The following is a 25,632-nucleotide window of genomic DNA, read 5'->3' on the forward strand; positions in this document are numbered from 1 at the left end:
TCAGTATGTCAGCACGAGTGCGCGTAAAAAAGCGTAAAAAGAAAAAGTCAAACGTCTTAAAATGGGTTCTTGGAATCATTGGAGTCTGTCTCCTCATCGGAGGCGTATTCGCATTCTATATATTCAAACAAGTGACCGATACAGCAAAAGAAATTCATGAACCGATTGTAGACCGGCCTGTTTCTGAAAAACGTGAAGAAGGAAAACACGTCGAAGTTGAAAAGGGACAACCCTTCTCAGTCTTAGTATTGGGAGTCGACGAGCGTGAAGGAGATGCCGGACGTTCGGATACAATGATTGTTATGACGGTCAACCCGAATACAAACTCTTCAAAGATGGTAAGCATCCCACGTGATACGTATACAGAGATTGTAGGACGAGGAATTCAAGACAAAATCAATCACTCGTATGCGTTCGGTGGCGTGAAAATGGCGATGGATACGACAGAGAATCTGCTTGATATTCCGATTGACTACGTCGTACAAGTAAATATGGAAAGCTTTAAAGATATCGTCGATGCGGTTGGTGGAATTACTGTGAATAATACATTAAATTTCACTGAAGCTGGGTTTACATATCCTGAAGGCAAAATTTCATTAACTGGTGAAGAAGCCTTAGCTTACGTGCGTATGCGTAAACAAGATCCAAATGGGGACTTCGGTCGTCAAGACCGTCAAAAACAAGTCATTCAAGGTGTCATCCGTGAAGGAATGTCTGTTAACTCCGTATTGAAACTGAATGCAATTTTAGATTCAGTTGGTGACAATGTTCGAACTAACATGGCGTACAACGAAATGGTAGACGTCCAATCGAATTATCGTTCAGCTGCTGGACAAATTGATCAGTTGTACTTTGAAAAGGGTACTGGTGATACAATCAATGGCATTTGGTACTACATTATGAATGAAGAAGAACTTGCTGCTGTGAAGAATGAGCTGAAAACACATTTGGAGTTAGAAGGATAAAGAATCGAAGAAAAGGTGCATCCACTCGACTGACGAGAGATGCACCTTTTCTAATCAGCGCTATAGAAGCGCTTGTAGGAATCAAAATGTTTTTTCCAATAGCTATCGTTCAAGCTTGTAACGGTAATCCCTTTACTGCCTGCATGGATAAACTGGTTGTTGCCAATGTAAATCCCGAGGTGTGAGATGCCGGACGTGTATGTATTGGCAAAGAAGACGAGATCTCCGACTTGTGGTTGATCAAGATAATACGAGCGTGCATCCATTCCTTTTGAGTTTGTACGTGGCACTGAAATGCCTGCTTGCTTATACACATAATGAATGAATCCAGAACAGTCAAATCCTGCCGGTGTCGATCCACCCCACACATAAGGAACTCCTATAAACGATTGAGCGATTTGCACAATCTTTTGCGCTTGTGTTCCAGTCACGACTGGTGGTTTTGGAGCTGTTGGGTTTGCAACTGGCGTTGTAACAATTGCTGTTCCTTGTACTTTTAACTTTTGGCCGACGCTCAAAAAGTCAGAAGACAAGTTATTCAATGCTTTTAAATTTGCAATCGTTGTCTTGAACTGAACCGCAATTTTAGATAGTGAATCTCCTGAGACAACTGTATATTCGCTCGTAGTTGGCGCACTTGGTGGTGTCACCGGTGTTGTCGGTGCTGGTGGTGTTGTCGGTGCTGGACTTGCACTAGTATTGATTGACAACTTTTGTCCAACAAAAATACGATCACTAGATAGGCCGTTCCAGTCTTTCAGTTGTTGAACAGACACTTTAAATTGAAGCCCGATACGAGATAATGAATCACCCGAAACAACTGTGTAGTTGGATTGCCCTTGATTAGTAGATGCAGGCGGCTGGGTTACTACTGGAGTTGTAGGCACTATAGGTGCGCTTGCACCGCCAGGAATCGCTAATGTTTGATTAACAAAAATGAGAGTTCCACTCAATCCATTCGCACTTTGGAGAGCTGAAACGGTTGTTTTAAACTGTGCAGCAATCTTCGACAATGAATCACCACTCACGACACGATAAGTGCTTCCCGATACAGGCTGAGTTGGTGGAGCTTGAACAACAGGATTAGACACCGGCACCGTCTGAGGAGTCCCCTCAACTCGTAACACTTGATTCGGAAAAATAAGATCTGATTGTAACTGGTTTAGTTCCTTTAACTTTGCAACACTCAAGGAGTGTGTTTGTGCGACTTTCCATAAGGAATCGCCTGATTTCACTTGGTATGTACTCGCTTCAGCTTCTTGAGCGTTCATGAGAACAGTTAAGGAGGCAGCCGTCAAAACACCATATGCCAATTTCCTCAAAAAAACACCTGCTTTCCATCATAATACTTCTTATTATAGAGTCGAAAAATTCTGATTGCAATCCATTTTTTTGTTAAGGTATGATAAAAGGAGTTGAAGGAGGAAACTTATGCCATTTCGAAAGATATCTATTTTCCTATTAAGCTCATTTATTTTTCTTTTACTTTTGCCCTTTATCGTGTATCTCATCTACCCAAACATCAATAATGGAGAGCCAATTATTTTCATTGTCACTTGGTTGAGTTTTAGTATCTCGGGGCTTACCTTTTATTATGCCATTCGAACTTACTACTCGATTGATAGTGTCAACACATTAACACGAATGGATGGAAACGTCTTAGAAAATCGCTATTACTCCATCCCATTTACAAGCCTAGTCCGAACTTATCGACATTTTGACAGTACTCGGCTGCAAAATCAATTGTTTGAAGAACTGACTATACGATTTAAAAAACGATCGCCACGAGCGATTGAGTTTGCGACAAATTTACAATACTTCATTGATGTGATTGTTGTATTCCCTTACCTATTCCAGGCCAATGAAGCCTCGCACCGGCAGATGGAAAAACTCATTCAGTTGGTCAGAAAAAAGGAACTGGAATTTAGAAGTCTATCGAGTGGGAACTTATTATTAATTGAGGAAACCGTAAATTTACTCGATTACATCGTAACGTATCAGGTAGCACGGAGTAAGCAACAGAGTATCGAGAGTACCATTTTAGATATTCGAGGCAATATGTTTCAAAATCCAGTGACTCAAACGGTCTATCAAAATTACATTGGACTTTACTATCTACGGACAGCAATGAAGCTGATTCAGAATTCGTTACCACAAAAAGAAATGGACCTTCAAAGTGTTGAAGGTTTACAGTATTTTGTAACGAATGATCAAAAAACAACTTCTTCTACTGATGAAAAGATTGTACTTTATCTAAAACAAGCGACTACTCATTTTACAGCTGCTTTTGAAGTGGCTCAAAATGATTTACTATGGGAAAGCTTTATTCGCTACAATCGCGGCCGTGCTCTTTTCTTCTTGTCACATTATGATTTGAACAATGACAGCTGGCAAGAGGAGATGACACAAGCCATTCATGCTCGTCAACGACTTGTTCAACTGACACAAGAAGTTTTGAGTCATTCACGCGCTCATCTAGCTGACTGTTTTTATGATGAATACCGCTTATCTACTCTTACTTATTTTAACTTCTGTCTAGCTAAAAGACTATCAATTTTAGATTGGCAAGGAAATGTGAAATATGAGGCGCCTTATTATCCATCTCTCACTCGGGATGAAGTCATGATGCCAACTAAGACAGCAACTATCCCACGTATCACTATCCTTAGAAGACAACTGAACCATGTTTTCACAAAAAAATAAATACAGTACCTTTGTTTCACCAAAGAAACAAAGGTACTGTATTTTTATGTCCACTATTTATTGAATGTCCGTGATCTTATAGTCTCCAAACTCATCAATCTCAATTTTAAGATTGATTGGACGCTCTAACACGACTTGCTCGCCATCTTTCATTCCAGAGTAAACCAACGTTGTAGAAACAAACGCTTGTTGCTCTGTCACGATTTCAATTGCATCAATACGATTTGCTTGATAAGAAAATTCACTTGCCTCTGCTAGAAGCTCTTGTCTCATTGCTTCCACTACTGGAATGAGTGGAGAATTTTCCGTCAAACTATAAATGTAATAATTCTTCGTTTCGTCTAACAAATACATATAAAACAGTTCACTAAAGTCAGACGCAAATGCAGTCAATAACTCATCGCTGAGATAAGCATCTTCTCGATCTTGAGGAGGTTCATACCCTTCTTGCTCTATACTGTCTGCATCTTTACTAAACTGGGTCAAGATTCCAGACACTAAGTGAATCGGGATAGCATATCCATACGTCTCTGTTCCGACACCAACGATTGAATTGATTCCAATAACTTCTCCTGTATCATTTCTAAATAACGGTCCGCCACTTGAACCAGGAGCAATGGAAGCTGTCATTTCATAAAGATTTTCATACACATACTCTTCTTCAATTCGTACATTTGTAGCCGTAATCTTACCACTTGTCGCTGTATTTGCTTTGTCATTTGGGCTTCCTACAGCGGTTACCTCTGTATTCACTGGTGCCATAGTGGAAGCAAACTGCATAGGTTGTTTACCAGCTAAATCAGGAACTCGAATTAAAGCAAGGTCTGAGGTAAGAGAAACACCAGCAACATACCCGTGAAAAGTTTGTCCTGTATTATTTTTTACTGTGATGTCGTAGGACCCTCGGACTACATGCGCATTTGTAATGATGTCCCCTTTTGCATTATAAAGAAAACCTGATCCCTGCGATGTATCTGAATAGACCGTAAAAACAGTACCTGTTGCTTCTGTTAAGAGGAGACCTGGTTCTTTTTTAGGTTCTTCTTTTACAGGTGTAGTTGGTATTCTCACAGAAACTTCTGTCACTGACTCATAGTCAGGCTCTTTCGGTTCTTCGGCCACTTCTTCTTTGGGTTCTTCTGTCACTATCTCTTCCTGCGGTTCTATTTCCTCGATAGGTTCTTCTTCAATAGGCTCAGGCTCTTCTACTACAGGACGCGTAATCTCTTGGTCGACGACTTCTGGTTTAAACCAATTTGAGGCTAGAACTACCGTGATTATGAGTAGAGGTATAAGTAGTAAGAGAGGTATATATTTTCGTTTTAGTCGTTTACGTCTACGTTCTTTGCGCATATAAACTTCCTCTCTTTATGAGCTCATTTTATTGTTGATTAGACGTATCTACTCATGAATAGGTTTCATCTGATTTGAAACTTTGAATATTTCATCTTCAAAAAACTTAGTAAGTTCTTAATTCTATGTGGGTAGTACTCTAAGATTAATAGTACACTACACATGGCAATCACAATAGTCCAAATCGGATTGAACAAGAAATCTGCCATTCCTCCAACAATTGTACGCGGAAAATTTACAGTAAAGTATACAGCTACCGCAATCGTCACTGGCGTTTTTGGAAGTTTCAGCATAAGTAAATAAACAGCTTGAACAACTATCGCGATATAGATTGTTAAAACAACTACTCCAATTAATCCAAACGCTGCATATGCCTCTCCTACATAGAGGGTATTCAATACTCCTCCGGTACCCGCATCGATACTTTCAGGAAATACATTTTCCATCATTACTCTCCCAGATCTAATCTGTTCCGTTTCTAGCAAACCTGCTATGAATGATGGTAATCCTGAACTACCTAAGCGGTCAAGCGAATAAGTGAAAGCATCCAGATGTAGGTAAAAGGGAGCGATTTGAGAAAACAACAGTCTTCCAAGAGGACCAGAATTATAATTCATAAAACTAGCAATAGCTCCTGGCCCTTGTACTGCAATATACATTGCAAGTAATAAGCTAATAGATACAAGTCCTAATGCTAGAATTCTTTTCACATTCATTTTGAAAGCATTCGCAAAAAATGCACTTAAAACTAGCATCAAAAGATAAAAAACTATAGGTGATTTCGCCAAATCATAGGTATATAAAAAGACTGAGCATGCTAGAAGGACAAAAAACGCACTTCCCCAATACATCGTTTTTCTTTTCAAAAAATAGATGAAGGCTATTAGAGAAAGAATTGGCGTAAGCATTAAACCGAAGATGTTTCTTATTAAAACATTCCCAGAAAAATTTCTACCTGCTTCAATTCGCTGAGAAGAAAGGTCTGCTGAGTTTCCTTTAATAAGTTCGACTACTGGTATAACCGGTGTATAAAGAATGGTATACGCAGTCGCTAAAACCGCAATTGCACTTAGTCCTGTGAATGCTACTAGAAACATAGAAGTGTATGGGTGATTTTTAACGTCAGGCTCAATCTCTAGATAATTCGTCAATAGTACTGACGTATTTACCCCAACCAATTTTGTCATGACAACTAAAGTTAGGGGGAAAAGAATCATAATAAAGCAAATGATCAGAAACCCATAGATTCTCATTTCTTCATGGTCTAAACGATTCAACATATAAAAATGGTCTTCATCTAGAGCAATAAACAATGATCCGATGTAACTTGAAACTATAAAAGAATAATAATAAATAATAGAAATCATATTTGGCTTTGTAAGCGATAAACTTCCAGCTGCACTCTTAAATAAAAGCGTCGATAGAATAAATACAGTGAACCAGATTAAAATGATATCCATCATCTTCACCTACCTTTTGGTACCTGCCTCGATTTTTCGTAAAACATCCTGAACAATAAAGGAGTTTACATTATAAGGGTTCGCGTAACGAACACCCTTTCTTTTAAACGCCAATCGTTTTAAATAGTCGGAATATGATGGATAGATTTTGTACCAGTTCATAGGGTCCGTAAAATAGCGTTGAAGATGATTTCTTTTATGGAATAACCACTTCAACGGCCGGTAGAAAACACCGAATTTTTGATTCAATGAAATTGTTTGTGTAGTTGATTTAGGTTTCGGAAAGTAGTCTGGATACATCTTGTGAAGAGTATACAGATACAAATACTTATTGTACTTAAATTCAACAGGAACTTTTGAAAAGAACGTGATTAAACGAGTGTCCCAAAAAGGCAAAGTCCATGATTGTTGGAAGTATTCATATACTCTCAACGAATTCACAATAAACTTCGACTGTCTATTTTCAATATTCCATTGATCAAATGCTAGACATGCTAGTGTCGGAGTCCAAGTAGTTCTAGTTGACCATTCCTGATAATAATCTTTCAATAAACCTTCAGTTTTGTTGGGTTTAGATTGCCATAACCGATAATGTTTTTTCTGAATTGCTTTCTCTAAATCAAGTTGTGTAAGATGCTCCGAGAATGCTAGTTCCGGTGGAATATGACCCCCTACCAACATATCGGCTGTATGGCCAGGCATAAAAACCACTTCATTTGCATCCCACTTAAAATCTCTAGACAGCTTCACTACACTTGGAAAGTCTTGAATATGTGGAATTGACCCTCCCATCAAAGCATATTTGACATATTCTTCCCATTGCTCTGATGAATAGATAGTTTTCCACATTGTTTCATCGTATTCAATAAATTTCCATTCTATTTGAAGAGAATCCGCTATCTTTTTACTTACTGAACTTTCTTCGTTCCCTTTTACGCCGTACGTGAATGATAGAAATTGAGAGGCTGGCAATCGTTCTCTTAACAATAACGCGAGCAATCGCGAATCGTTCCCTCCACTTAAAGGTAGAATCACTTTCTTGTTCCCAATCCTCTTTACTGCGTCATCAAACACTTCATGAAGTACTTTGCTAAATTCATCTGATAACTCTTCAATTCTTTTCGAGCTAGGTTCATTCGAATAAGAGAAATAGCGATGTTGAATCGCAACATCCTGTTTCAAAATGACTACATGAGATGTGGGTACTTGCTGCCACTCTTGATAAAGGGTTTTATTATGAAACGTGTAACCTGTATGAAGAAATTGTTGAGTAGCACATTCATCAAGGGGTGTCCCTTCCTCATACAAAAAATCTTTTATTAGCCATCCACCAGTTAATTGTTTATAAAAAAGCGGGATAGTCCTAACTTTATCTACAACAAGCACGGGACTTCCTTCGCTGGGGATAATTACCAAACAAAACTCTCCATTTATTTCATCAAGTAGATTCGGATTAGATAAATCCTCACATGTAAAGTGGTCAGATAGTGTGCTAGATTCGACGAAATTTTCTTTCCAATAGAAAAAGCCTCGCATATAGACCGTGCCGTCAGTTAAAACCGTATACCTTAAATCAGGATGTCGAAAATCATAGTCCATTTTAAAAGTCATCTTTCTATCATTCCTCTACTCATGTAGTCTTGAAAATCTTGTCTAATCGTATTGCGAACATCCCCACGAAGAAAAGAATCCATGGAAGCACATGCCAGATGATGGTAAAGTCCATTAATTGAATCCAAGTAAGTAAGGCGACTGATGCACAAATGAGTACAATACTGCTAATCAATTTAACAATTGAAAGTGGCACGTAATAATACTGTTGGCTCTTACCATAGATAATGACTGTTGCAATAGCATAAGAGAATACATATACAACTATTGCTCCCCATATTCCATAAGGAGGGATGACTAATAAAGCTGCAACAATTGAGAATACTGAAACAGCTCCAAACACATAAGAAATCACTTTAGTTTTTTTAGTGAAGAAAATACCAGAACTTATTATCAAATAATAAAAGTTTAAAAACGTAGCAATTGCTATTGGCCCTACATAAATGTATGCGGATTGATAAGAGTCTTCCAAGACCTTAATAATCCATGGCATCATTTCCGTTAATAGAAGAGTCCCTATGCCTCCTACTACTAACAAAAGTGCATAAATTTTTGAGAATAGTATAGGTGTATCTGGATTGTTTTTCTTTTCCATTGAAAACGGTCGCCATGCTAGTTGTATCCCACTTGTCAATAATGTGATAAACGTTGCAAATTTAATGGCCGTTCCATAAATGCCCACTTCTTCTAAAGATCTAAACTCTTTTAGTACGAATGTGTTCATGTTCAATATGACCCAAAACGCTAAAGATGCCGGAACCAATGGAGCTGCATACCAAAGAATCTTCTTGAAAACTGCTTTATCCCAAATTGGTTTGATAAACTTTACAGCCACGGTTCCCACGAGTAAAGTGATGGCTAATGTCGCTGCCAACCTAGCCATTAATATACCTTCAACAGTCGGTGAAATAAAATGAAGAACCGCTAATGAGAGGACAGCAATTAGAAGCATTTTAGATAAAGTCAGTAAAACAACTTTTTTCGTTTTAAATTGATACCGCAGCACTGTTAATACCACAGCAAGAATTGTATCTAGCATTAACGTCCCTAAAGCAATATAAAATAAATAAACATAATTTGAACCATCTAAAATCCAGCTTGATAAGTAAGGGCCTGTAGTAAAGACGCCCCCTACTATAACAAGTAGAATAGTAAGGCGAATCATCATGACAGAGCGAATATATTTTAATCTTTCATTCGTATCTTTCACATCATAATAATAATAAGCCAGTGCTGAATCCGTTCCAAATATCACTAAAAAGGTCAGCATTGATAAACTTCGATCGATTATATCTAAACGTCCAAACTCCGCTACATCTGCTAAATAATACGTATAGAAAGGAAACAGAGCGAACGCAATCAATTTAGTACCGACATTCATAAAAGCATAAAGTAGAGAATCCGAACCTAATCGTTTTAATTGAGCTATCACGTTTGGTCTACTCCTTATGCACTTTATAGTTTCGTGCGTCTAGAACATATTTCCACAGTAAAAGAAACGCTATTGTCAAAATAAGACCACCTAAGAATCCAGCAACTGCACCCTCTACAAAAAGTGTACTCTTAGGATTTACTTCAGTAGATACAAGAGATGGCATCTCATAAACAACAATGTCATTTGATACACGTTGCACAGTTGCTAATGCGTTAGTCAGTTCCATTTCCGTTGATGTAAGTAGTCGTTGATAGTTATCCAATTCAACTGTAGTTTGTGCTTGTTCCAATAAAGGCTGGTAAAGCGCAATCGATTCTTCTAATTGTGCAATTCGTTGTTCTTGAATGTTTACATAATTTTGAGATTGATCAATAACTCGCGTTGCAAAACCATTTAATCCTTCAAGAGTCCCTTCTGCAAATTGATTTAGTTGAGTTTCGATAGATGTTTGATCATTTCCCTCTAGACGTAATTTGATATAAGAACGTCCAGAAACAAATATGTCCGCATCATCCTTTAATTCAGAACCATAGTTAGCCAAAAGATAATCAGGGTTTGTTAAGGATTCACTTTTCACCGATCCTGTATAAATTACAGTTTCACCAGAAAAATTTGCATTGTTTGAAAAGAAATGACCTACTATTCCAAGAATTAATGAAAATAGAATAGGTACAATTAGTAGTATTAGTTTTTTACTCCAGATAAAAGATAAATTTTCATAAAATAAATAGGGGCGTTTAGTTTGCATAAATTACTCCTCTTTCTTCCATTCATTTTTAACATAAACCCAATTATATCATGATACTGGGTCAATAAACAAAACCTGATGGCACTTAGGCCATCAGGTCTACTTTTAGTACTTTGTAATTGTTGTACCCGGGAAATAGTGTTTAATGATTGCATCATATTTCCAACCAGCATCAGCTCTTGCTTTCGCTCCATACTGACTCATACCTATTCTATGTCCAAACCCTTTACCAGTTAATTGAACTTCAGAAATATAAGATTGAGTAGGGATTAACTGTTTCTCTGTTGCTGTCTGAACTGAAGTTTGTAAACCGCTCAATTTCACATCTGAAGCAGCAGTTTTTACAGTTGTAGTTGAAAGTCCATTTAGAGTAGAAACACCGGTCGCTGTTTGAACTTGGTAAGTGGCAGATACTTTTTTAGGTGTCAGCGTAAACCAGTTCGAATAGAGATTCCAACCGTTATCTAATTTAAAGAATTGGCGAATTGTTAACTCATTAGCTCTACTTCTTTCGCCTAGTGAATAGGATCCAGCAGTTGTAGTGACAAAAATTTTACCAATTTCACCATTTGCTCCTGTCGGAACTGCTTGAATATCTAGTAATAATTCTTTCGATGGATTGAACCCCGCATTTTGAACTATTTTAGCTGCAGAGTAAGGTACAGACCAATTGCTGTAGGGAGATTTTGCATTTTGCTCAATTGTATCATCTACAGAAACATAGTAAGGCTGTGAAACCGTATTCCAAACATCTTGAATGTTTGCGGTCCGCCCCCCACTTGTCGAGAAGAAAAATGTTTCGACTATTTTGGACCCGGACTTCACAATTAATCCTTTTGTTTCATCCACAGCTTGACTTGTACGGGTGGTTTCTGATGAGTAGCCTTTGTATACCTGACTAGTCGTATTGTTCGCCAATACTCCTTTTAGGATAGCAAAACTGCGTGCAGACACCGCTTGCGCTTTCAAAGCTTCCATGTGCCAAGACGAGACCATCTCGCTAGGTACAACACCTTTTAAATAGTCTTCAATATCTAAACTATTTGTGAAAGTCACTACAGAATTCGCTGTAGTTGCTATGAAGCTACCTCTATACTTTAAGCCATTTGAATGCGTCATAATCGGTAGACTTGCTAATGTATGCAAAGAGCTCGTCGATGCGTTCACCCAATGCCGGACCCCCACTTCGTCTTCAATGTTATACCAGAGTACTCCGGCTGCATTATGAGACCCGATTAACTTAGCACCTTGAAACGCTTGGTAGGTTCTATTTATCGCATAATTAGTAGAAGCTCCTCGTCTCGCTTCTGTTGCTCTTGAAAATAATACAATCGTTTCATTTGCCTCACCTAGTAACTCTTTTACTTGCCAACCATTAGTAGATCTAAGGATGGTTCCTCCCATATGCAATTGGGTCTCACTATTACTTCCTCTTACACTTATAGACTGATTCGGCACCGAATAAAAGAGTTGGCCGGTTTGCTGATTCACTAATTGGTAGACAGTGTTCGGTGTAATGGTTATGGATGATTGATTAGAAAGTCTAACTTTCGCTTCAGTAGGATATACTTTCGGAGAATACGCGTGCCCCGAACTAACGTTTAAAGTTGTCATTAGTAAGATCGCCAAAAATCCAGCGAGAACCAAACTTTTTTTCATACTATTTCAACTCCGTCAAAGATGCTAAAATCCATCCCTTTTGTCCATTTGCAAGTTCAACATTGTACCAGATTTCACCAGAACCATTTCTAAATTGCCCAAGGTATTTCATTTCAGTTCCCACAGAAACTCGAGCAATCGTATCATACGAAGTAGTTGCACCTTTTCTAACATTAGCTACTGTTTTTGTAACAACTTTCGAGAACGCTGCATCACCTTTGTAAAGAACATTTCCACTGAACACCCAACCGAACGTAGTAGAATTGATTTCAACTCTATACCATAGTCCCTGTGATGATGTGAACTGGTCAATTATTTTTAAAGTTGTTCCCGTGCTTTGCACAGTTTGTACTACTCTATAACTTGTAGTGGCTCCACTGTGAATCGTGACATTGTTCTTAGTAGTCGTAAAACTAGCAGGGAACTTAATTGTTGTCGGTGGCGTCGGTGTTGGAGTTGGTGACCCAACACCTTTCTCTAAAGCCTCTATTCGACTTTTCAATGCATCAATTTCACTCTTCTGAGTGGCTACTTGATTTTTGAGAGTTGTCACTTCACCATTTACACCCGCAATCACTTTTTCGACCCATTCCACTGAAGCTAAAACTAAATTACTTGATGCCCCACTTTTAACTGGCAGCACAAATAGACTCATAATAAGTAGTAAACTGATGATTCCAATACTTACTTTTTTCAAGATAAAGGCCTCCTAACTATTTTTGGAAAAACTCTTCTAATCCTTTAGTAATACCTACTGCTGCTCTTTTTCTAAAATCTGTTGTCTTTAACATCGCTTCTTCAGTCGGATTCGATAAGAACGCCAACTCTACTAATACTGCTGGAAGTTCATTGTTTCGAATCACAAAGTAGGTTGCATCTCTAAACCCTCGATTATAAGTTCCAATATTCGCGATAAGGTTTGTTTGAATACTTTGTGCAAGTTGAGCACTTTTAGGGCCATTATAACTCGTTGTTGAATTATAAAATGTTGTTGAACCTCTAGAATCTCGAGAGTAAGAATCTGCATGAATGCTAACAAACGCATCAAAATCTGTTGTATTTGATAGTGTCGTTCTCTCAACCAACTCGTAGAAAGTGTCATTAGATCTAATCATTAGAACTGTAGCACCTCTTGCTTCAAGCTCCTGTTTTAGATAAGTTGCTGTTGAAAGATTCACTTCTTTCTCTACTAATCCCGTCACTCCTACTGCACCCGAATCTTTACCGCCGTGTCCAGCATCAATGATAATTTTTTTACCGGCTAACCCTTTAGTATGGAGTTTAATAAATACTTCAGTCGCAGTTTTTCTAAACGTGTATGTATATCCTGGTGACAATGTAATATCCGCATAACGCGTTCCATTTCCAGATGTACCATATGTGATTGTTCGGACTGCAGGATTTGCTCCATTGACTGGTGCTAGTGTAGTCATATTTCCGTGGATTCTGAATGTTGAGCTTGACAAAATACTGTACCTGACAGAAACGTCTGTCGAGGTTTTCCACGTTAGATAGGTTTGACCATTTCGAACTTCATACTTTCCGTCGAACACTCCTGAGACCGGGAAGTTTGTGATATCTGATGCTAACATCCATCCACGATTACCTCTTGAAGTTTCCACGTTCCACCAAGTTCCTAATTGTCTTAATAACTGTACAGGCTGAGAAAGAGTTAACGACTCTGAAGTGCCACCTGTAACCGTCGCTGATCTATAGAGGAATGTAGGCTTCGCTGTATAACGCGTTTCAACTTGCGCTACTAATTCAAACTCTGGTACCCACGCTACTATTGAAGGATTTTGAACTTTATACCACCGAGTGGTATCAGTGCTTACTGCAAAATCGACGATTGTGTAATTGGCACCTTGAATACCTGCTCCTACGACTCCACCTGAATAGGAAGGGTTTGAATATAAGAGTGGTTTTGAACGATTCAAATAGACCGTTGAACCTATTTTTAAATCAGGATGCATTTCTACTGAAGAAATTACGGATTCATGAAGATACACAAGACCATGCTCTGCATCTCTAATTTGATACCATTTTCCATCCTGTGCATTTACTAGTCCTTGTGCGGTTTTTAAGGCTCCTTGTGACCATTTCGTTGAAATAGAAGCTGTAGTAGATGGCATCGACCTTACATTTGCCACGGCTACATTTACTCTAATTATGGTTTCCTGTGGAACAACTATTGGCTGGCTAACATAAATTGGATCGATTGCATTTGCTCTTATCCAGCCCGCAACAGTAGTAGTAAATTGAATTCTATACCACTTTTCACCGAATGCGTTTGTAAAAGTCGCTAATACTGTATAGGATGTGCCTTTAGTAGCAGTTCCCACTACTCGATAATTTTGCTGTGCACCCGAATGGACTGTAGCTGAGGAAATAAGGGTTTTACGATTTAATGGGTCAAATACTTTGTCTTCTACCCAACCGAATTGGCCAGGGGCATACTCAATCCTGTGCCAAATTTGGCTCGCCGCGTTTGTAAATGTCTGCACGATCGAATAGGTCGTTCCAACAGATACGTTTCCTACTACTCGGTAACTGCTTGTCGCGCCTGAATGAATAGTTCCCGTTTGCTCGGCTTTTTTTAGTAAGGATGGTTTTTCGAATACTTTGTTCTCTACCCAACCGAATTTTCCAGGGGAATACTCAATCCTGTGCCAAACTTGGCTCGCGGCGTTTGTAAATGTCTGCACGATTGAATAGGTCGTTCCAACAGATACGTTTCCTACTACTCGGTAACTGCTTGTCGCGCCTGAATGAATAGTTCCCGTTTGCTCTGCCTTTTTTAGTAAGGATGGTTTTTCGAATACTTTGTTCTCTACCCAACCGAATTTTCCAGGGGAATACTCAATCCTGTGCCAAACTTGGCTCGCGGCGTTTGTAAATGTCTGCACGATCGAATAGGTCGTTCCAACAGATACGTTTCCTACTACTCGGTAACTGCTTGTCGCGCCTGAATGAATAGTTCCCGTTTGCTCTGCCTTTTTTAGTAAGGATGGTTTTTCGAATACTTTGTTCTCTACCCAACCGAATTTTCCAGGGGAATACTCAATCCTGTGCCAAACTTGGCTCGCGGCGTTTGTAAATGTCTGCACGATTGAATAGGTCGTTCCAACAGATACGTTTCCTACTACTCGGTAACTGCTTGTCGCGCCTGAATGAATAGTTCCCGTTTGCTCTGCCTTTTTTAGTAAGGATGGTTTTTCGAATACTTTGTTCTCTACCCAACCGAATTTTCCTGTAGAATATTCCACTCTAAACCATGTTTCATTAGAGGAATTAATGAAGGTGCTATGTATAGTGTAAGATTTACCACTCTGAATCGTACCTACTACTGAATAATTTGTCGTTGCACCTGAGTGCACATTTCCGCTTGCTTCCGCTCGTTTCGAGTCTAATAGCTGTGACAGAACTAACATATCAGATCGAACCCATCCACTGGATGAGCCGAACTTTATTGAAAGCCAGACTTCTTTTGAAGCATTTTCAAACACATTTACTATAGTTACAGTTGAACTAGCAGGAATTTTAGTTACTACTGCATAATTTACAGTAGCACCACGGCGCAAATTCACTGTAGAATTGATAGTCTTTTGGTTCGAATTTATGTACTGTGAATAGTCTATCGTGTTTGCCTGGACCGGTAAACTATTCTGGGGAATCCCCATCACCGTGGCCAAAAATAACAATGTGAAACATAAAATAAGTACTTTTCTCATAAGCCCTCCTTCTATATACCTCTATTCTAATAGACAAATTCCTTTCGAAACAATCCGACAAATGTAATAAAGATTAAAATATTATGAAAAAAATTAAAAAAAGACACCTAAATTGCTTAGGTATCTCCAAGTTATTCACTTGATGTGTTAATGTCATTTGAGTTCGAAGCATATGGAGAAATGTTAAGTTCTCTCTTCAAAGTTTGCTGCACTTGATTTACGGATTCATCCGTTAATCCATAATAATAGATTCCTGCTTGGGTATTATCATACCCCTCTAATGCAATTTGGTTGATTTCGACTGTACCTAATTCTCTATACACTTTCATGAACTGTAAATATTGGTTAGAAGGAATGTTTGTCCGAACAGCACCTTTTATATCTTGCAGGATATTATCAAACTTAGGAATACTTGAAATTTTAGTAGCCTCATTCAGAATTTCTTTAATAACTTCTTGTTGTCTTTCGTTTCTTCCTAAATCTCCGCGAGGATCCGATTTACGCATCCGTACATAGGCGAGCGCCTCGTTACCATTGACAGACATTTCCCCTTCCTCAAAAGTAAAGCCTTTTAAACTTCCACTTAATTGAGTTTTAAAAGTAAAAGGAACGTCTATCTCAATTCCCCCAAGACTGTCTACTATATCTTGGAAGCCTTGGAAATTAGTAGTTACATAATAATCTATAGGAATTTCCAATAGTTCTTCCACAGTTTCAATAGTATAACGTATTCCCCCATTGGCATACGCGTGGTTAATTTTATCATAGTAATCTAGTTCTGGAATGTATACATACGAATCTCGTGGAATACTAACCATAGTGATAGTTTCTTTTTCAGGATTGACAGTTGCAACTAAGACCACGTCAGACCGACCATATTTTCCGCCATCTTCATCGTCAATCCCAGCAATTAAAATTGAAAATGGTTCGTTATCGGTTTGAATTTTATTTAACTTATCATCTAGAGTCTCTTCAGTATCCCGCTCTAACGGTTCGTAGATTTCCGACGTGACATTTTTAGTTTGATAAACAAGGTAAGAAGCATAGCTGGTAGCACCAGCAAATAACATGACTACGACTAATAATAAAACTCGTTTCCAAGGCCGTTTCTTTTTTCTATTTAATCGAGTAGGCTGCATGATATCCTCCCCTCCCTTACTTGTTTTCCAAATTAGTAAGTAAACTGTCAACAATCGTCTTCCAGCTGAATTCTTTTTCGACTAAATTTCTTCCATTTCGTGAAAGCTGCTCAAATTCTTCTTCGTTCATTTCAATTACACGAGTCATTTGTTCTGCTATTGACTGCTCATTTTCAGGTTCTGCAACTAGACCACAATGATTACGCGTCAAAATTTCTGCGCTTTCACCTTTCCCACAATATAATACAGGAGTTCCTGTAGCTAAGGCAGGAAAAATCTTAGAGGGGCGCGCTCCTTCAAAAAGTGCCAAATTTCGCAATGGGACAATACTTACATGCGATTCGTGGAACAAAGCAGGCATTTCACTGAGAGGCAAGTGGCCTAAAAATGTGACATCTTGTATGTCAAGTCGATTCACTTCTTCTTTCAACTTCTGTTCTTCAGGTCCAGCACCCGCAATCACAAATCGTGCTTCAGGATGCATTTTCTTGACTAGAGCAAAAGCCCGAATTACCACATCAATACCTTGTGCATATCCTAAGTTACCTGCATACACGAAGGTAAATGGCTTTGTCTTATTCTTTGATTGATAAGAAAAGAAATCTGTGTTCACACCATTTGGTAATACAAATACTTTCTCGGCTGGTTGTGAATGCTGAATGACATACTCTTGAATTCCATCGGTTGCTGCCGCAACTTTCCATGAACTGTTATATAAAAACGACTCAAGTTTTTCAGTTAATTTGATTGCAAACTTATTTTTGATTAAGCCCAATTTCACGGCTGACTCTGGCCAAACATCTGCAACATTGAAGATAAACTTGGCACCAGTTAACTTAGCTGCTAACCAGCCCGTGATCCCCAAGAAAATTGGCGGGGAATTCACAATAATGTAATCTACTTTACCCGCTTTTAGTAGTCCGTAAAACGAGCTAAATGTAAATGAGAAATACGAGATTAGTCGTTTCCAAAATACACCCTTTTGTGATGGATAAATCCATGTGCGATGAACCGGAATTCCATCTAATTTTTCAAAGTGATACTTCATTCCTTTGTATTCATCCGGAATAATCCCATGGGGGTGATGCGGGAATGCCGTCACTACTTGAATTTCATGCCCTTGATTCAACAACTCTTTACTAACTTCATACACCCGAATCTGTGGAGCTCCTGTTTCAGGAGGAAAGTGCTGACACAGATAGATGATTTTTAGAGGTTTTGACATTCTATTCTTCCAACTTTTCTTTCAAATATTTTTTCAGTGGCTCGTGCAATTCTTCACGTTTCATTGCAAAGTCAAACGTAGCTTGTAAGAACCCAAATTTATCTCCAACGTCATACCGGGTGCCTTCCAAAGCACAAGCATAGATTGATTGATCGAATCGTAGGGATTCAATCGCATCTGTCAATTGAATCTCACCTTTAGCATCCGGCTTAACATTCTCTAGTTTGTCAAAAATCTCAGGTGTTAAAATATAACGTCCAACAATTGCTAAGTTTGAAGGAGCTACATCAACTGCCGGTTTTTCTACAACACCCTTAATTGGATATAAAGAAGTGGAACTTTTTTCAATTTCTACGATTCCATATTTGTCTACATCATTATGAGGAACTTCTTTGACACCTAAAATTGATGATTGAACATCATTATAATGATTTACCATTTGTTTTAGTGCAGGTTCTTCATTATCAATGATGTCGTCCGGCAATAATACCGCAAATGGTTCATTCCCAATGAATTTTTTCGTACATAATATTGCATGACCCAAACCAAGTGGTTCTTTTTGGCGCACATAATGAATATCTACAAGGTTTGAGATTTGTTCTACAGTATTTAATAGTTCATGTTTATTAGTTTTTTCTAATAAAAGCTCTAATTCAACTGAACGGTCAAAGTGATCTTCCATAGCTTTTTTGTTACGGCCAGTGACAATAATAATGTCTTCGATACCTGAATTAATTGCTTCTTCTATAATGTATTGGAGGTTTGGTTTATCTACAATCGGTAACATCTCTTTCGGCACAGCTTTAGTAGCCGGTAAAAAGCGTGTTCCAAACCCTGCCGCAGGGATGACTGCTTTCTTAATCATTTTAACTCTCCTCTCATATACTCTATATAGAGACTTTCCATGTAGTTTGCATTTTTGATCCAATCGTAGTGCTTTGCAACATGCTCCACACCTTGACGACTCATAGTTCCTCGTAATTCGGATGAAGTGGCGAGACGTATTAAAGCCTCTGCAAGTTGGTCTGGACTTTCTTTGTCAATTACAATTCCCGTCTCACCTGCTACAACTACTTCTGGCAATCCCCCTACATTAGAGACTACAACCGGGACACCGCAAGCCATCGCTTCAACAGCAGCCACGCCAAAACTTTCACTATTTTCAGTGGACGGGACTGCAAAGATGTCCATACTTTGAATTGTCAGTGGCACTTGATCATGTGGTATTTTCCCCATGAATGTAACTGCATCTGCAATTCCTAAAGAGCTTGCTAATTCTTCATATTCTTTTCTCTGTGGTCCGTCTCCAGCAATCACCAATTCACTCTCTGGAAAACGAGTGTGTAAACTGGCAAATCCTTTTACAAGGTCTGCTATGCCGTACTTATCGCTAAGAGCTTTAACTGTGCCCACTCGTAACTGTTCAGATTTTTCTTGTTGCATCAATGCGGGCCTAAATTTTGTCGTGTCGACTCCAAATGGTGTGACCCATATTTTCTTGTTCGTATAAAGATTTGTTTCTTTTGCCATGATGTGACTAGTCGACATCACAACATTCGCACGTGCTAACGTAAATTCAATAATTTTCCGGTTGATACCTGATGATTTGGGGAAATCGAAAATATCTTTCCCCCAAACAGATACAAAAAATGGTTTGTACCCTGTCAGGGCACCTACGAACCCATAGCTAGAGATGAAGTGTGCATGGAAAATATCGGGTTTCCAAGACTGCAGTATGCCTTTAAGGGCTGGTACAGTCAATAAATAACCTAGCTTTCCACCTTTTGTTTCTGGCAAGGTTATCGTGTCAACCTCCTGTGCATTCTCTTTCGAAAAGTGATTGGCAAACGTAATGACCTTCACTTCATGTCCTTGGTTCTTAAAATAGACTGCCCATTTATGTGTGTGTATTGATTTACTTGGTCCAAATAATGCTACTTTCATGAATTGCCTCCTACTAAGGTAGTGACTACCTTGTGTACGCGCGCATCCCACGAGTGGTTTTGTAAAAAGTCACTCTGGATTTTCAGTTTAATGGCCGCAGAAGATTGGATCATCTCTCGAATTCCTTGCTTCATTCCTTCTTTGTCATCTTGTACTATGACACCATAGCCACCTTGTTCAATAATTTCTCTTTGTGCATCACAGTCACTAGCTACAACTGGAATTCCACTAGATAAATACTCAACAAGTTTTACAGGTACTGAAAAATCATTGTAGACTGTTTTCTTTCTAGGGATAAATGCCATGTCCATCTCAGCATAGACTTGCTCTAGCTCAGATGCGTTTTTATGATAAAATGTCGCGTAATTCTCGTGAAAGACATCTGGCCTTTTTGCTTTTGCTCTTTCAAACTCGTCTTCACGACAAGCGATGTGCAACTCGAACTGCGTACCTTCTTGCTTTAGTTCTTTGACTGCTTCTAATAGAGTTTCAACACCATAGTCCTCACTGTTTATTCCTCCCACATAGATGCCTTGTGGGTGGGAAATCTGCGTTTTTCTTTCCGGCAATTCGACTCGTCTCCCACCAGGAGGCAATGGAACATGATTCGTAGCAATACTGACATAGCGAGACATTGCTTGGCTTGGAAGAAAAACTGTGGAAACATACTTCTGATAAAACTTTTCTTCTAAACGATAGATTGTCTGTAAAGCTACTTTCTTAAGACCCTTTACCGGGTAGAGATCATCAAACTTCCAATAGACATCTCTGTAAAAAACACCAATTGGAATATTTCTACGCTTCAACTCTTTAAAGACGCTTTTGTCGATAAAAGGTTTCGTCGGAATATGAGAGGGGTCTGTCAACCAAAGGGGAATAGTCTGATTTTCTGAATAACAAAACTCAATGTCCTCCAAGCCATCCTCTTTCACTAATTTTTCCCACTGGGCCATTCTCTCGCTAGAAGTCCCAGAAATTATGAGCATTTTTTTATTTGCAGACTGGGCGTATCGATCAAAAGCTTGTAACATTTCAAGTGGTCGTAATTGAGAACCACTTTGAGGGTTTGTCGCTAATTGGAAAGGATAATAAACTAAAAAACTGCTCATTGGGACCTCCGATTTAAAAATATTCGTAAAACAACTTCACTCGACCTACAATCTAGGTCGAGTGAGGTCAAGTAAGATGAAATTAGTTCTTTAGACTGTGAGATTCAATCAAATCTTTCAGCTTGCCAGCCATGTCTCCGTCACCAAACAGCGGTTTATACGAAGGCGCAACATCTTTCTTCACTGCAGCTACAATTTTGTCTGTGTCAACACCTGTTAGTTGATTTGCATCTTCCACAAGAGTTTCCACCCATTCTGTCTCATCACGAACTGTGATACATGGAACGTGTGCAAAATAAGCTTCTTTTTGTACTCCACCAGAATCTGTAATGATTTTTTTCGCGGATGTCTCTAAGGCAAGCATATCTAAATAGCCTACTGGATCAACAACTCGAAGTCCTGGAATTGAAGAGAAGTCGACTCCATAATTCATCAATCGTTGTTTCGTACGCGGGTGAATCGGCCACACTTTTGTTCCTTCAATTTGTTTGAAAGCTTCTAAGATAGACTCCATACGAGAAAGATCATCCGTATTTTCGGCACGGTGAATCGTAATCAAGTAGTAGTCTTTTTTCGTTAACTGTAAATCTGCAAGAATTGTAGATTTTTCATTTGCTATCTCTTGATTGTAAAGCACTGCATCATACATGACATCACCAAGATTATATACATTTCGGGTTACAGATTCTTTTTCTAGGTTGTTGACCGCCGTATCTGTTGGACAAATCAAAAGTTCAGAAACGTGGTCAGTTAGAACACGGTTGATTTCTTCTGGCATTTTCTTATTGAAACTACGCAAACCAGCTTCAATGTGAATAAGCGGAATATGCAATTTAGACGCGGCTAACGCACCAGCCAGTGTGGAGTTCGTATCGCCATAAACTAATACATAGTCCGGTTTTTCATCCAATAGAATTTGTTCGATTTCTTTTAACATGTCACCAGTCATCGCTCCGTGGTTCGGGCTAGAGACTGTTAATCGATAATCGGGTTTTGGAATGTTCAATTCTTCAAAGAAAATATCAGACATGTTCGTGTCGTAGTGTTGACCGGTGTGAATGATTTTTTCCTCCACTGTCTCACGAATTTTACGTGACACGGGTGCAGCTTTAATAAATTGTGGTCTTGCTCCAATCACTGTAATAATCTTCATCAGATATCTCCTCTTTTATTGATTAGAAAGCAACTCGTTCTCTGGTACATCTTTCACAACTTTGGCAGGAATTCCTTTGATCAGCTTTGATGCTTCAGTATCTTTTGTTACCAAAGCTCCCGCAGCAACAAACGTTTCTTCTGCTATTGTGATACCTGGAAGAATAATTGAGGCTCCACCAACGCGTGCTCCACGTTTTATGGTTGCTCCCTTTATTTTATCGAATCGCTCTTCTGTGCGTCCCATATAGTTGTCGTTTGTTGTAGTGACACATGGTGCAATGAATACTCGATCTTCAAGTGTTGTATAAGCAGTCAAGTAAGAGTTGGATTGAATTTTTGAGCGCTCCCCAATTTTAACGTGGTTCTCTACAGTAACATTGCGTCCAATAATGACTAAGTCACCAATCTCTACATTCTCACGAATCGTCGCTAAATCTGCTACTAAACACTGCTTACCTAGCGTAGCACCTTGATAGAGCACTACGTTTGCTCCAATAGCAGTCTCATTACCGATTTCTAGTGCAGGTAGGGATCCTGACAGTTTCATCGTACTTGTTTTAGCTACTTTTGGATGCTTCCCTACAACCGCTCCGTCGTCAATCGTAACGCCATCATGTATAATCGTACCTGCTAAAATTGAAACACGATTACCGATTGTGACGTTGTTGCCGATAACTACATTTTTTTCTACTACAGAGAAGTGACCTACTGTAGTATTTTCACCGATTTTTGCACTATCATGAATGAAGTTCATTGCACTTTGACCTCCTACAACTTGATGTAACGATTTGGCTTGTCGATTCCTTTAAATGCATTGCGCGTATCGAAGATAACTTTCGCACGTTGTGCAATCAATTCATAATCAAAATCGCTATGGTCTGTAGCTAAAATCACTAAATCCGCATTATCAAGAATTTCTTCTGTTAATGGTTCCGTCTCAAACTGTTCTTTGTTCACTTTGAATGCAGAAACATGTGGATCTACTGATGTAATAGAAGCGCCGTGATGTTTTAAAAGTTCCACTAATTTTAAGGATGGAGATTCTCGCATATCATCAATGTCTTTCTTATATGCAATACCTAAAAGAACAACATTGGCCCCACGCAAGGCAATACCATCTTCATTTAGAATTTGCATTGCTCGAGTGATGACATAGTCAGGCATAGCATTATTGATTTCTCCAGCAAGCTCAATTAGACGTGTATGGTAGTTGTATTCGCGTGCTTTCCATGTTAAATAGAATGGGTCAATCGGAATACAGTGTCCACCTAAACCTGGGCCAGGGTAGAATGCCATGAATCCATAAGGCTTAGTTTTCGCTGCATCAATTACTTCCCATACATCGATTCCCATTTTTTCACACAAAATAGCCATTTCATTTGCTAATGCAATGTTGATGTGGCGGAATGTGTTTTCAAAAATCTTCTCCATCTCTGCTACTGCAGGGCTTGAAACTTTATGAACTTCTCCCTCTAATACAGAGCTATATAGTAGTGCTGCTACTTCCGTACATTTTTCAGTGATTCCACCTACTACTTTCGGTGTGTTCTTCGTGTTGAAGCTTTTGTTACCTGGATCGATACGTTCTGGTGAATAAGCTACAAAAATGTCTTCTCCAACTACGAACCCTTTGCTTTCTAACTCTTTGCAAATGATTTCTTCAGTCGTACCAGGATATGTAGTTGATTCAAGAACAACTAACGTCCCTTTTTTCGCATAGTTTGCAATTTCTCGTGCTGAACTTTCTACATAAGAAGTATCAGGTTGTTGATAAATATCTAAAGGGGTAGGAACACAGATTGCTACTGCATCTACATTCGCAAGTTCTGAGAAATCAGCTGATGCTTTGAATTTTCCAGAAGCCACGATTACTTTTAAATCTTCATCTACTACATCTCCGATATAATTTACGCCTTTATTTACTAATTCGACTTTACTTTGTTGTACGTCAAATCCAATTACCGTGTATCCAGCTTTTGCTTTTTCAACAGAGAGGGGTAATCCTACATATCCGAGTCCCACCACTCCAATTACTGCTGTATGGTTTGTTAATTTATCATGCAATTGTTGATAATAGTTCGTCATTTTCTACACTCCACTTAAAAATAGATTTTCGTTCCTTTTTCAGATGAATCAATGATTGCTTCAATTAATTTGACAGGATTATACCCATCTACTCCCACGACCTCAGGCTCTGTGTTTGTTTGAATAGCGTGAGTCATGGATTTAATAATCGCCACATGTCCACGCTCTCCCCATGGGTCTTGTTCAATTTTTTGCTTGAGAGCCTCTCGTTCAGCTTCCGTAACAAATGATGCATCCCACGTATCAATATAAAGTGCGTTCGCCCCTGAAACTTTGAAGCTACCGTTTTCAGTGAAAACTGCTAAGGACTCTTCTAAATTTTTGGGATAAATTGTTGTGGCTGCTTCAATTACCGCAAGAGCACCAGACTTAAACTCAACTAGTGCAGTCGCTACGTCTTCCGATTCAATTTTACGGAAACGAGTTGTCACCATACCTTGTACTGCTTTCACTGGCCCCATCATCCAAAGCAACAAATCAAGGCTATGAATAGCTTGATTCATTAAAACGCCGCCATCAAATGCTTTTGTGCCTCTCCAAGGGGCTTGATCATAGTACTCTTGATTACGATTCCAACGGACTGTTACGTTTGCATGGCTCACACGTCCGGCCTCTGGATGTTCTAGTACCTTTTTTAATTCTTTGATCGCTGGACGGTAGCGGTTTGGATGGACAACAGTCAATTTTACGCCTGCTTGTGAAGTAGCGTCCATGATCGCTTTTGCATCCTCTGAAGTAAGAGCCATTGGTTTTTCAAGCACAACATGGCGTTTATTGTTGATAACTTGCAAAGCCAGTTTTGCGTGCAATCCTGAAGGAACACAGATATTTACAGCATGAATTTCTGGCATTTCATCTAACATTGTCTGCAAATCTGTAAATGTTGCAACCCCTAGTGGCGCCTCTTGTAAACGGTCTTCATTTGTATCGCAGATTGCGATAAGTTTTGCATTTGGTGTTTCTTCAATTGCTTGAATGTGTTTGTCAGCAATAAATCCCATGCCAACGATTGCATAATTAATCACGTCACTATTCCTCCTACTATCTTTCCCACCAGTTTTCCTATTAAAACCGATAACATATCGGCCAATTAATATAAAAGGTCTAAATTCAGTTTCGATAAGCTTTAAACGCTCTGCAAGAATCTGTAAGAATAACAGCATGGCAATCAAGGCGATAATCGACCATCGAATTTGAATTGTTTCAAAACTAATAGCCAGTAATCCAAATAAAATACTAATGCCATAAATACTCAAAACACTCCGCTTATGTGAAAGCCCCGTCTGCAAAAGACGGTGATGCAAGTGTGC

20 protein-coding genes are annotated in these 25,632 nt (G+C 38.9%); 2 read left to right on the forward strand and 18 right to left on the reverse strand.

Translation table 11 applies throughout. From position 1 onward, the window contains the following. Nucleotides 1-5: 5 nt before the first annotated feature. Nucleotides 6-965 carry an LCP family protein gene (locus ACF3OH_RS10795; RefSeq protein ID WP_392454645.1) on the forward strand — a complete coding sequence of 320 codons (960 nt, stop codon included), beginning with the start codon at nucleotides 6-8 and terminating at the stop codon, nucleotides 963-965. A 50-nt stretch (nucleotides 966-1,015) separates the two neighbouring features. Here ACF3OH_RS10795 and ACF3OH_RS10800 read toward each other — a convergent pair whose 3' ends face one another. Continuing rightward, on the reverse strand, nucleotides 1,016-2,287 hold the full coding sequence (locus ACF3OH_RS10800; RefSeq protein WP_392454647.1) for a LysM peptidoglycan-binding domain-containing protein: 1,272 nt from the start codon (nucleotides 2,285-2,287) through the stop codon (nucleotides 1,016-1,018). Nucleotides 2,288-2,396: 109 nt separating this feature from the next. Here ACF3OH_RS10800 and ACF3OH_RS10805 point away from each other — a divergent pair, with 109 nt between their 5' ends. Beyond that, a complete protein-coding gene (locus ACF3OH_RS10805; RefSeq protein WP_392454649.1) occupies nucleotides 2,397-3,668 on the forward strand; it encodes a hypothetical protein in 1,272 nt (423 codons plus the stop codon). 57 nt (nucleotides 3,669-3,725) lie between these two features. On the opposite strand, the gene ACF3OH_RS10810 is transcribed toward ACF3OH_RS10805, so the two are convergent. The 17 genes from ACF3OH_RS10810 to ACF3OH_RS10890 all read right to left on the reverse strand — a co-directional run bounded on the left by ACF3OH_RS10810 (nucleotide 3,726) and on the right by ACF3OH_RS10890 (nucleotide 25,347). Further along, entirely contained in the window at nucleotides 3,726-5,021 is a 1,296-nt protein-coding gene (locus tag ACF3OH_RS10810; RefSeq protein WP_392454651.1) for a S1C family serine protease, read from the reverse strand. Between the two features lie 65 nt (nucleotides 5,022-5,086). Then, nucleotides 5,087-6,484 (reverse strand): O-antigen polymerase, encoded by a 1,398-nt coding sequence (locus ACF3OH_RS10815; protein WP_392454653.1) that lies wholly within the window; start codon nucleotides 6,482-6,484, stop codon nucleotides 5,087-5,089. Nucleotides 6,485-6,490: 6 nt separating this feature from the next. After that, a complete protein-coding gene (locus ACF3OH_RS10820) occupies nucleotides 6,491-8,080 on the reverse strand; it encodes an asparagine synthase-related protein (RefSeq protein ID WP_392454654.1) in 1,590 nt (529 codons plus the stop codon). Between the two features lie 31 nt (nucleotides 8,081-8,111). Further along, on the reverse strand, nucleotides 8,112-9,524 hold the full coding sequence (locus tag ACF3OH_RS10825; protein ID WP_392454655.1) for a lipopolysaccharide biosynthesis protein: 1,413 nt from the start codon (nucleotides 9,522-9,524) through the stop codon (nucleotides 8,112-8,114). A 7-nt stretch (nucleotides 9,525-9,531) separates the two neighbouring features. After that, entirely contained in the window at nucleotides 9,532-10,275 is a 744-nt protein-coding gene (locus tag ACF3OH_RS10830) for a hypothetical protein (protein ID WP_204589730.1), read from the reverse strand. Between the two features lie 105 nt (nucleotides 10,276-10,380). After that, nucleotides 10,381-11,934, reverse strand: coding sequence for a SpoIID/LytB domain-containing protein (locus ACF3OH_RS10835; RefSeq protein ID WP_392454656.1), 1,554 nt, complete (start codon nucleotides 11,932-11,934; stop codon nucleotides 10,381-10,383). Between the two features lies 1 nt (nucleotide 11,935). Continuing rightward, a complete protein-coding gene (locus tag ACF3OH_RS10840; RefSeq protein WP_392454657.1) occupies nucleotides 11,936-12,631 on the reverse strand; it encodes an SH3 domain-containing protein in 696 nt (231 codons plus the stop codon). A gap of 16 nt (nucleotides 12,632-12,647) precedes the next feature. Continuing rightward, nucleotides 12,648-15,665, reverse strand: coding sequence for an N-acetylmuramoyl-L-alanine amidase (locus ACF3OH_RS10845; protein WP_392454658.1), 3,018 nt, complete (start codon nucleotides 15,663-15,665; stop codon nucleotides 12,648-12,650). 131 nt (nucleotides 15,666-15,796) lie between these two features. Beyond that, on the reverse strand, nucleotides 15,797-16,804 hold the full coding sequence (locus ACF3OH_RS10850) for an LCP family protein (RefSeq protein ID WP_392454659.1): 1,008 nt from the start codon (nucleotides 16,802-16,804) through the stop codon (nucleotides 15,797-15,799). 16 nt (nucleotides 16,805-16,820) lie between these two features. After that, nucleotides 16,821-18,029, reverse strand: coding sequence for a glycosyltransferase family 4 protein (locus tag ACF3OH_RS10855; RefSeq protein WP_392454660.1), 1,209 nt, complete (start codon nucleotides 18,027-18,029; stop codon nucleotides 16,821-16,823). A 1-nt stretch (nucleotide 18,030) separates the two neighbouring features. Further along, nucleotides 18,031-18,894: a UTP--glucose-1-phosphate uridylyltransferase GalU gene (gene galU, locus ACF3OH_RS10860; RefSeq protein WP_392454661.1), complete on the reverse strand. Its 864-nt coding sequence runs from the start codon at nucleotides 18,892-18,894 to the stop codon at nucleotides 18,031-18,033. Beyond that, entirely contained in the window at nucleotides 18,891-19,973 is a 1,083-nt protein-coding gene (locus ACF3OH_RS10865; protein WP_392454662.1) for a glycosyltransferase, read from the reverse strand. Before ACF3OH_RS10865 ends, galU begins: the two co-directional genes overlap by 4 nt. Beyond that, on the reverse strand, nucleotides 19,970-21,082 hold the full coding sequence (locus ACF3OH_RS10870) for a glycosyltransferase (RefSeq protein ID WP_392454663.1): 1,113 nt from the start codon (nucleotides 21,080-21,082) through the stop codon (nucleotides 19,970-19,972). Before ACF3OH_RS10870 ends, ACF3OH_RS10865 begins: the two co-directional genes overlap by 4 nt. An 82-nt stretch (nucleotides 21,083-21,164) precedes the next feature. Continuing rightward, nucleotides 21,165-22,235, reverse strand: a complete 1,071-nt coding sequence (wecB, locus tag ACF3OH_RS10875; RefSeq protein ID WP_204589745.1) for a non-hydrolyzing UDP-N-acetylglucosamine 2-epimerase — start codon at nucleotides 22,233-22,235, stop codon at nucleotides 21,165-21,167. Nucleotides 22,236-22,250: 15 nt separating this feature from the next. After that, nucleotides 22,251-22,991 carry an acyltransferase gene (locus ACF3OH_RS10880; RefSeq protein ID WP_204589746.1) on the reverse strand — a complete coding sequence of 247 codons (741 nt, stop codon included), beginning with the start codon at nucleotides 22,989-22,991 and terminating at the stop codon, nucleotides 22,251-22,253. Between the two features lie 14 nt (nucleotides 22,992-23,005). Further along, nucleotides 23,006-24,322: a nucleotide sugar dehydrogenase gene (locus ACF3OH_RS10885; RefSeq protein ID WP_392454664.1), complete on the reverse strand. Its 1,317-nt coding sequence runs from the start codon at nucleotides 24,320-24,322 to the stop codon at nucleotides 23,006-23,008. A 14-nt stretch (nucleotides 24,323-24,336) separates the two neighbouring features. Then, on the reverse strand, nucleotides 24,337-25,347 hold the full coding sequence (locus tag ACF3OH_RS10890; RefSeq protein ID WP_392456766.1) for a Gfo/Idh/MocA family protein: 1,011 nt from the start codon (nucleotides 25,345-25,347) through the stop codon (nucleotides 24,337-24,339). Nucleotides 25,348-25,632 lie beyond the last annotated feature (285 nt).

Source organism: Chryseomicrobium aureum (assembly GCF_043182735.1).
GTDB classification, from domain to species: Bacteria; Bacillota; Bacilli; order Bacillales_A; family Planococcaceae; genus Chryseomicrobium; species Chryseomicrobium aureum.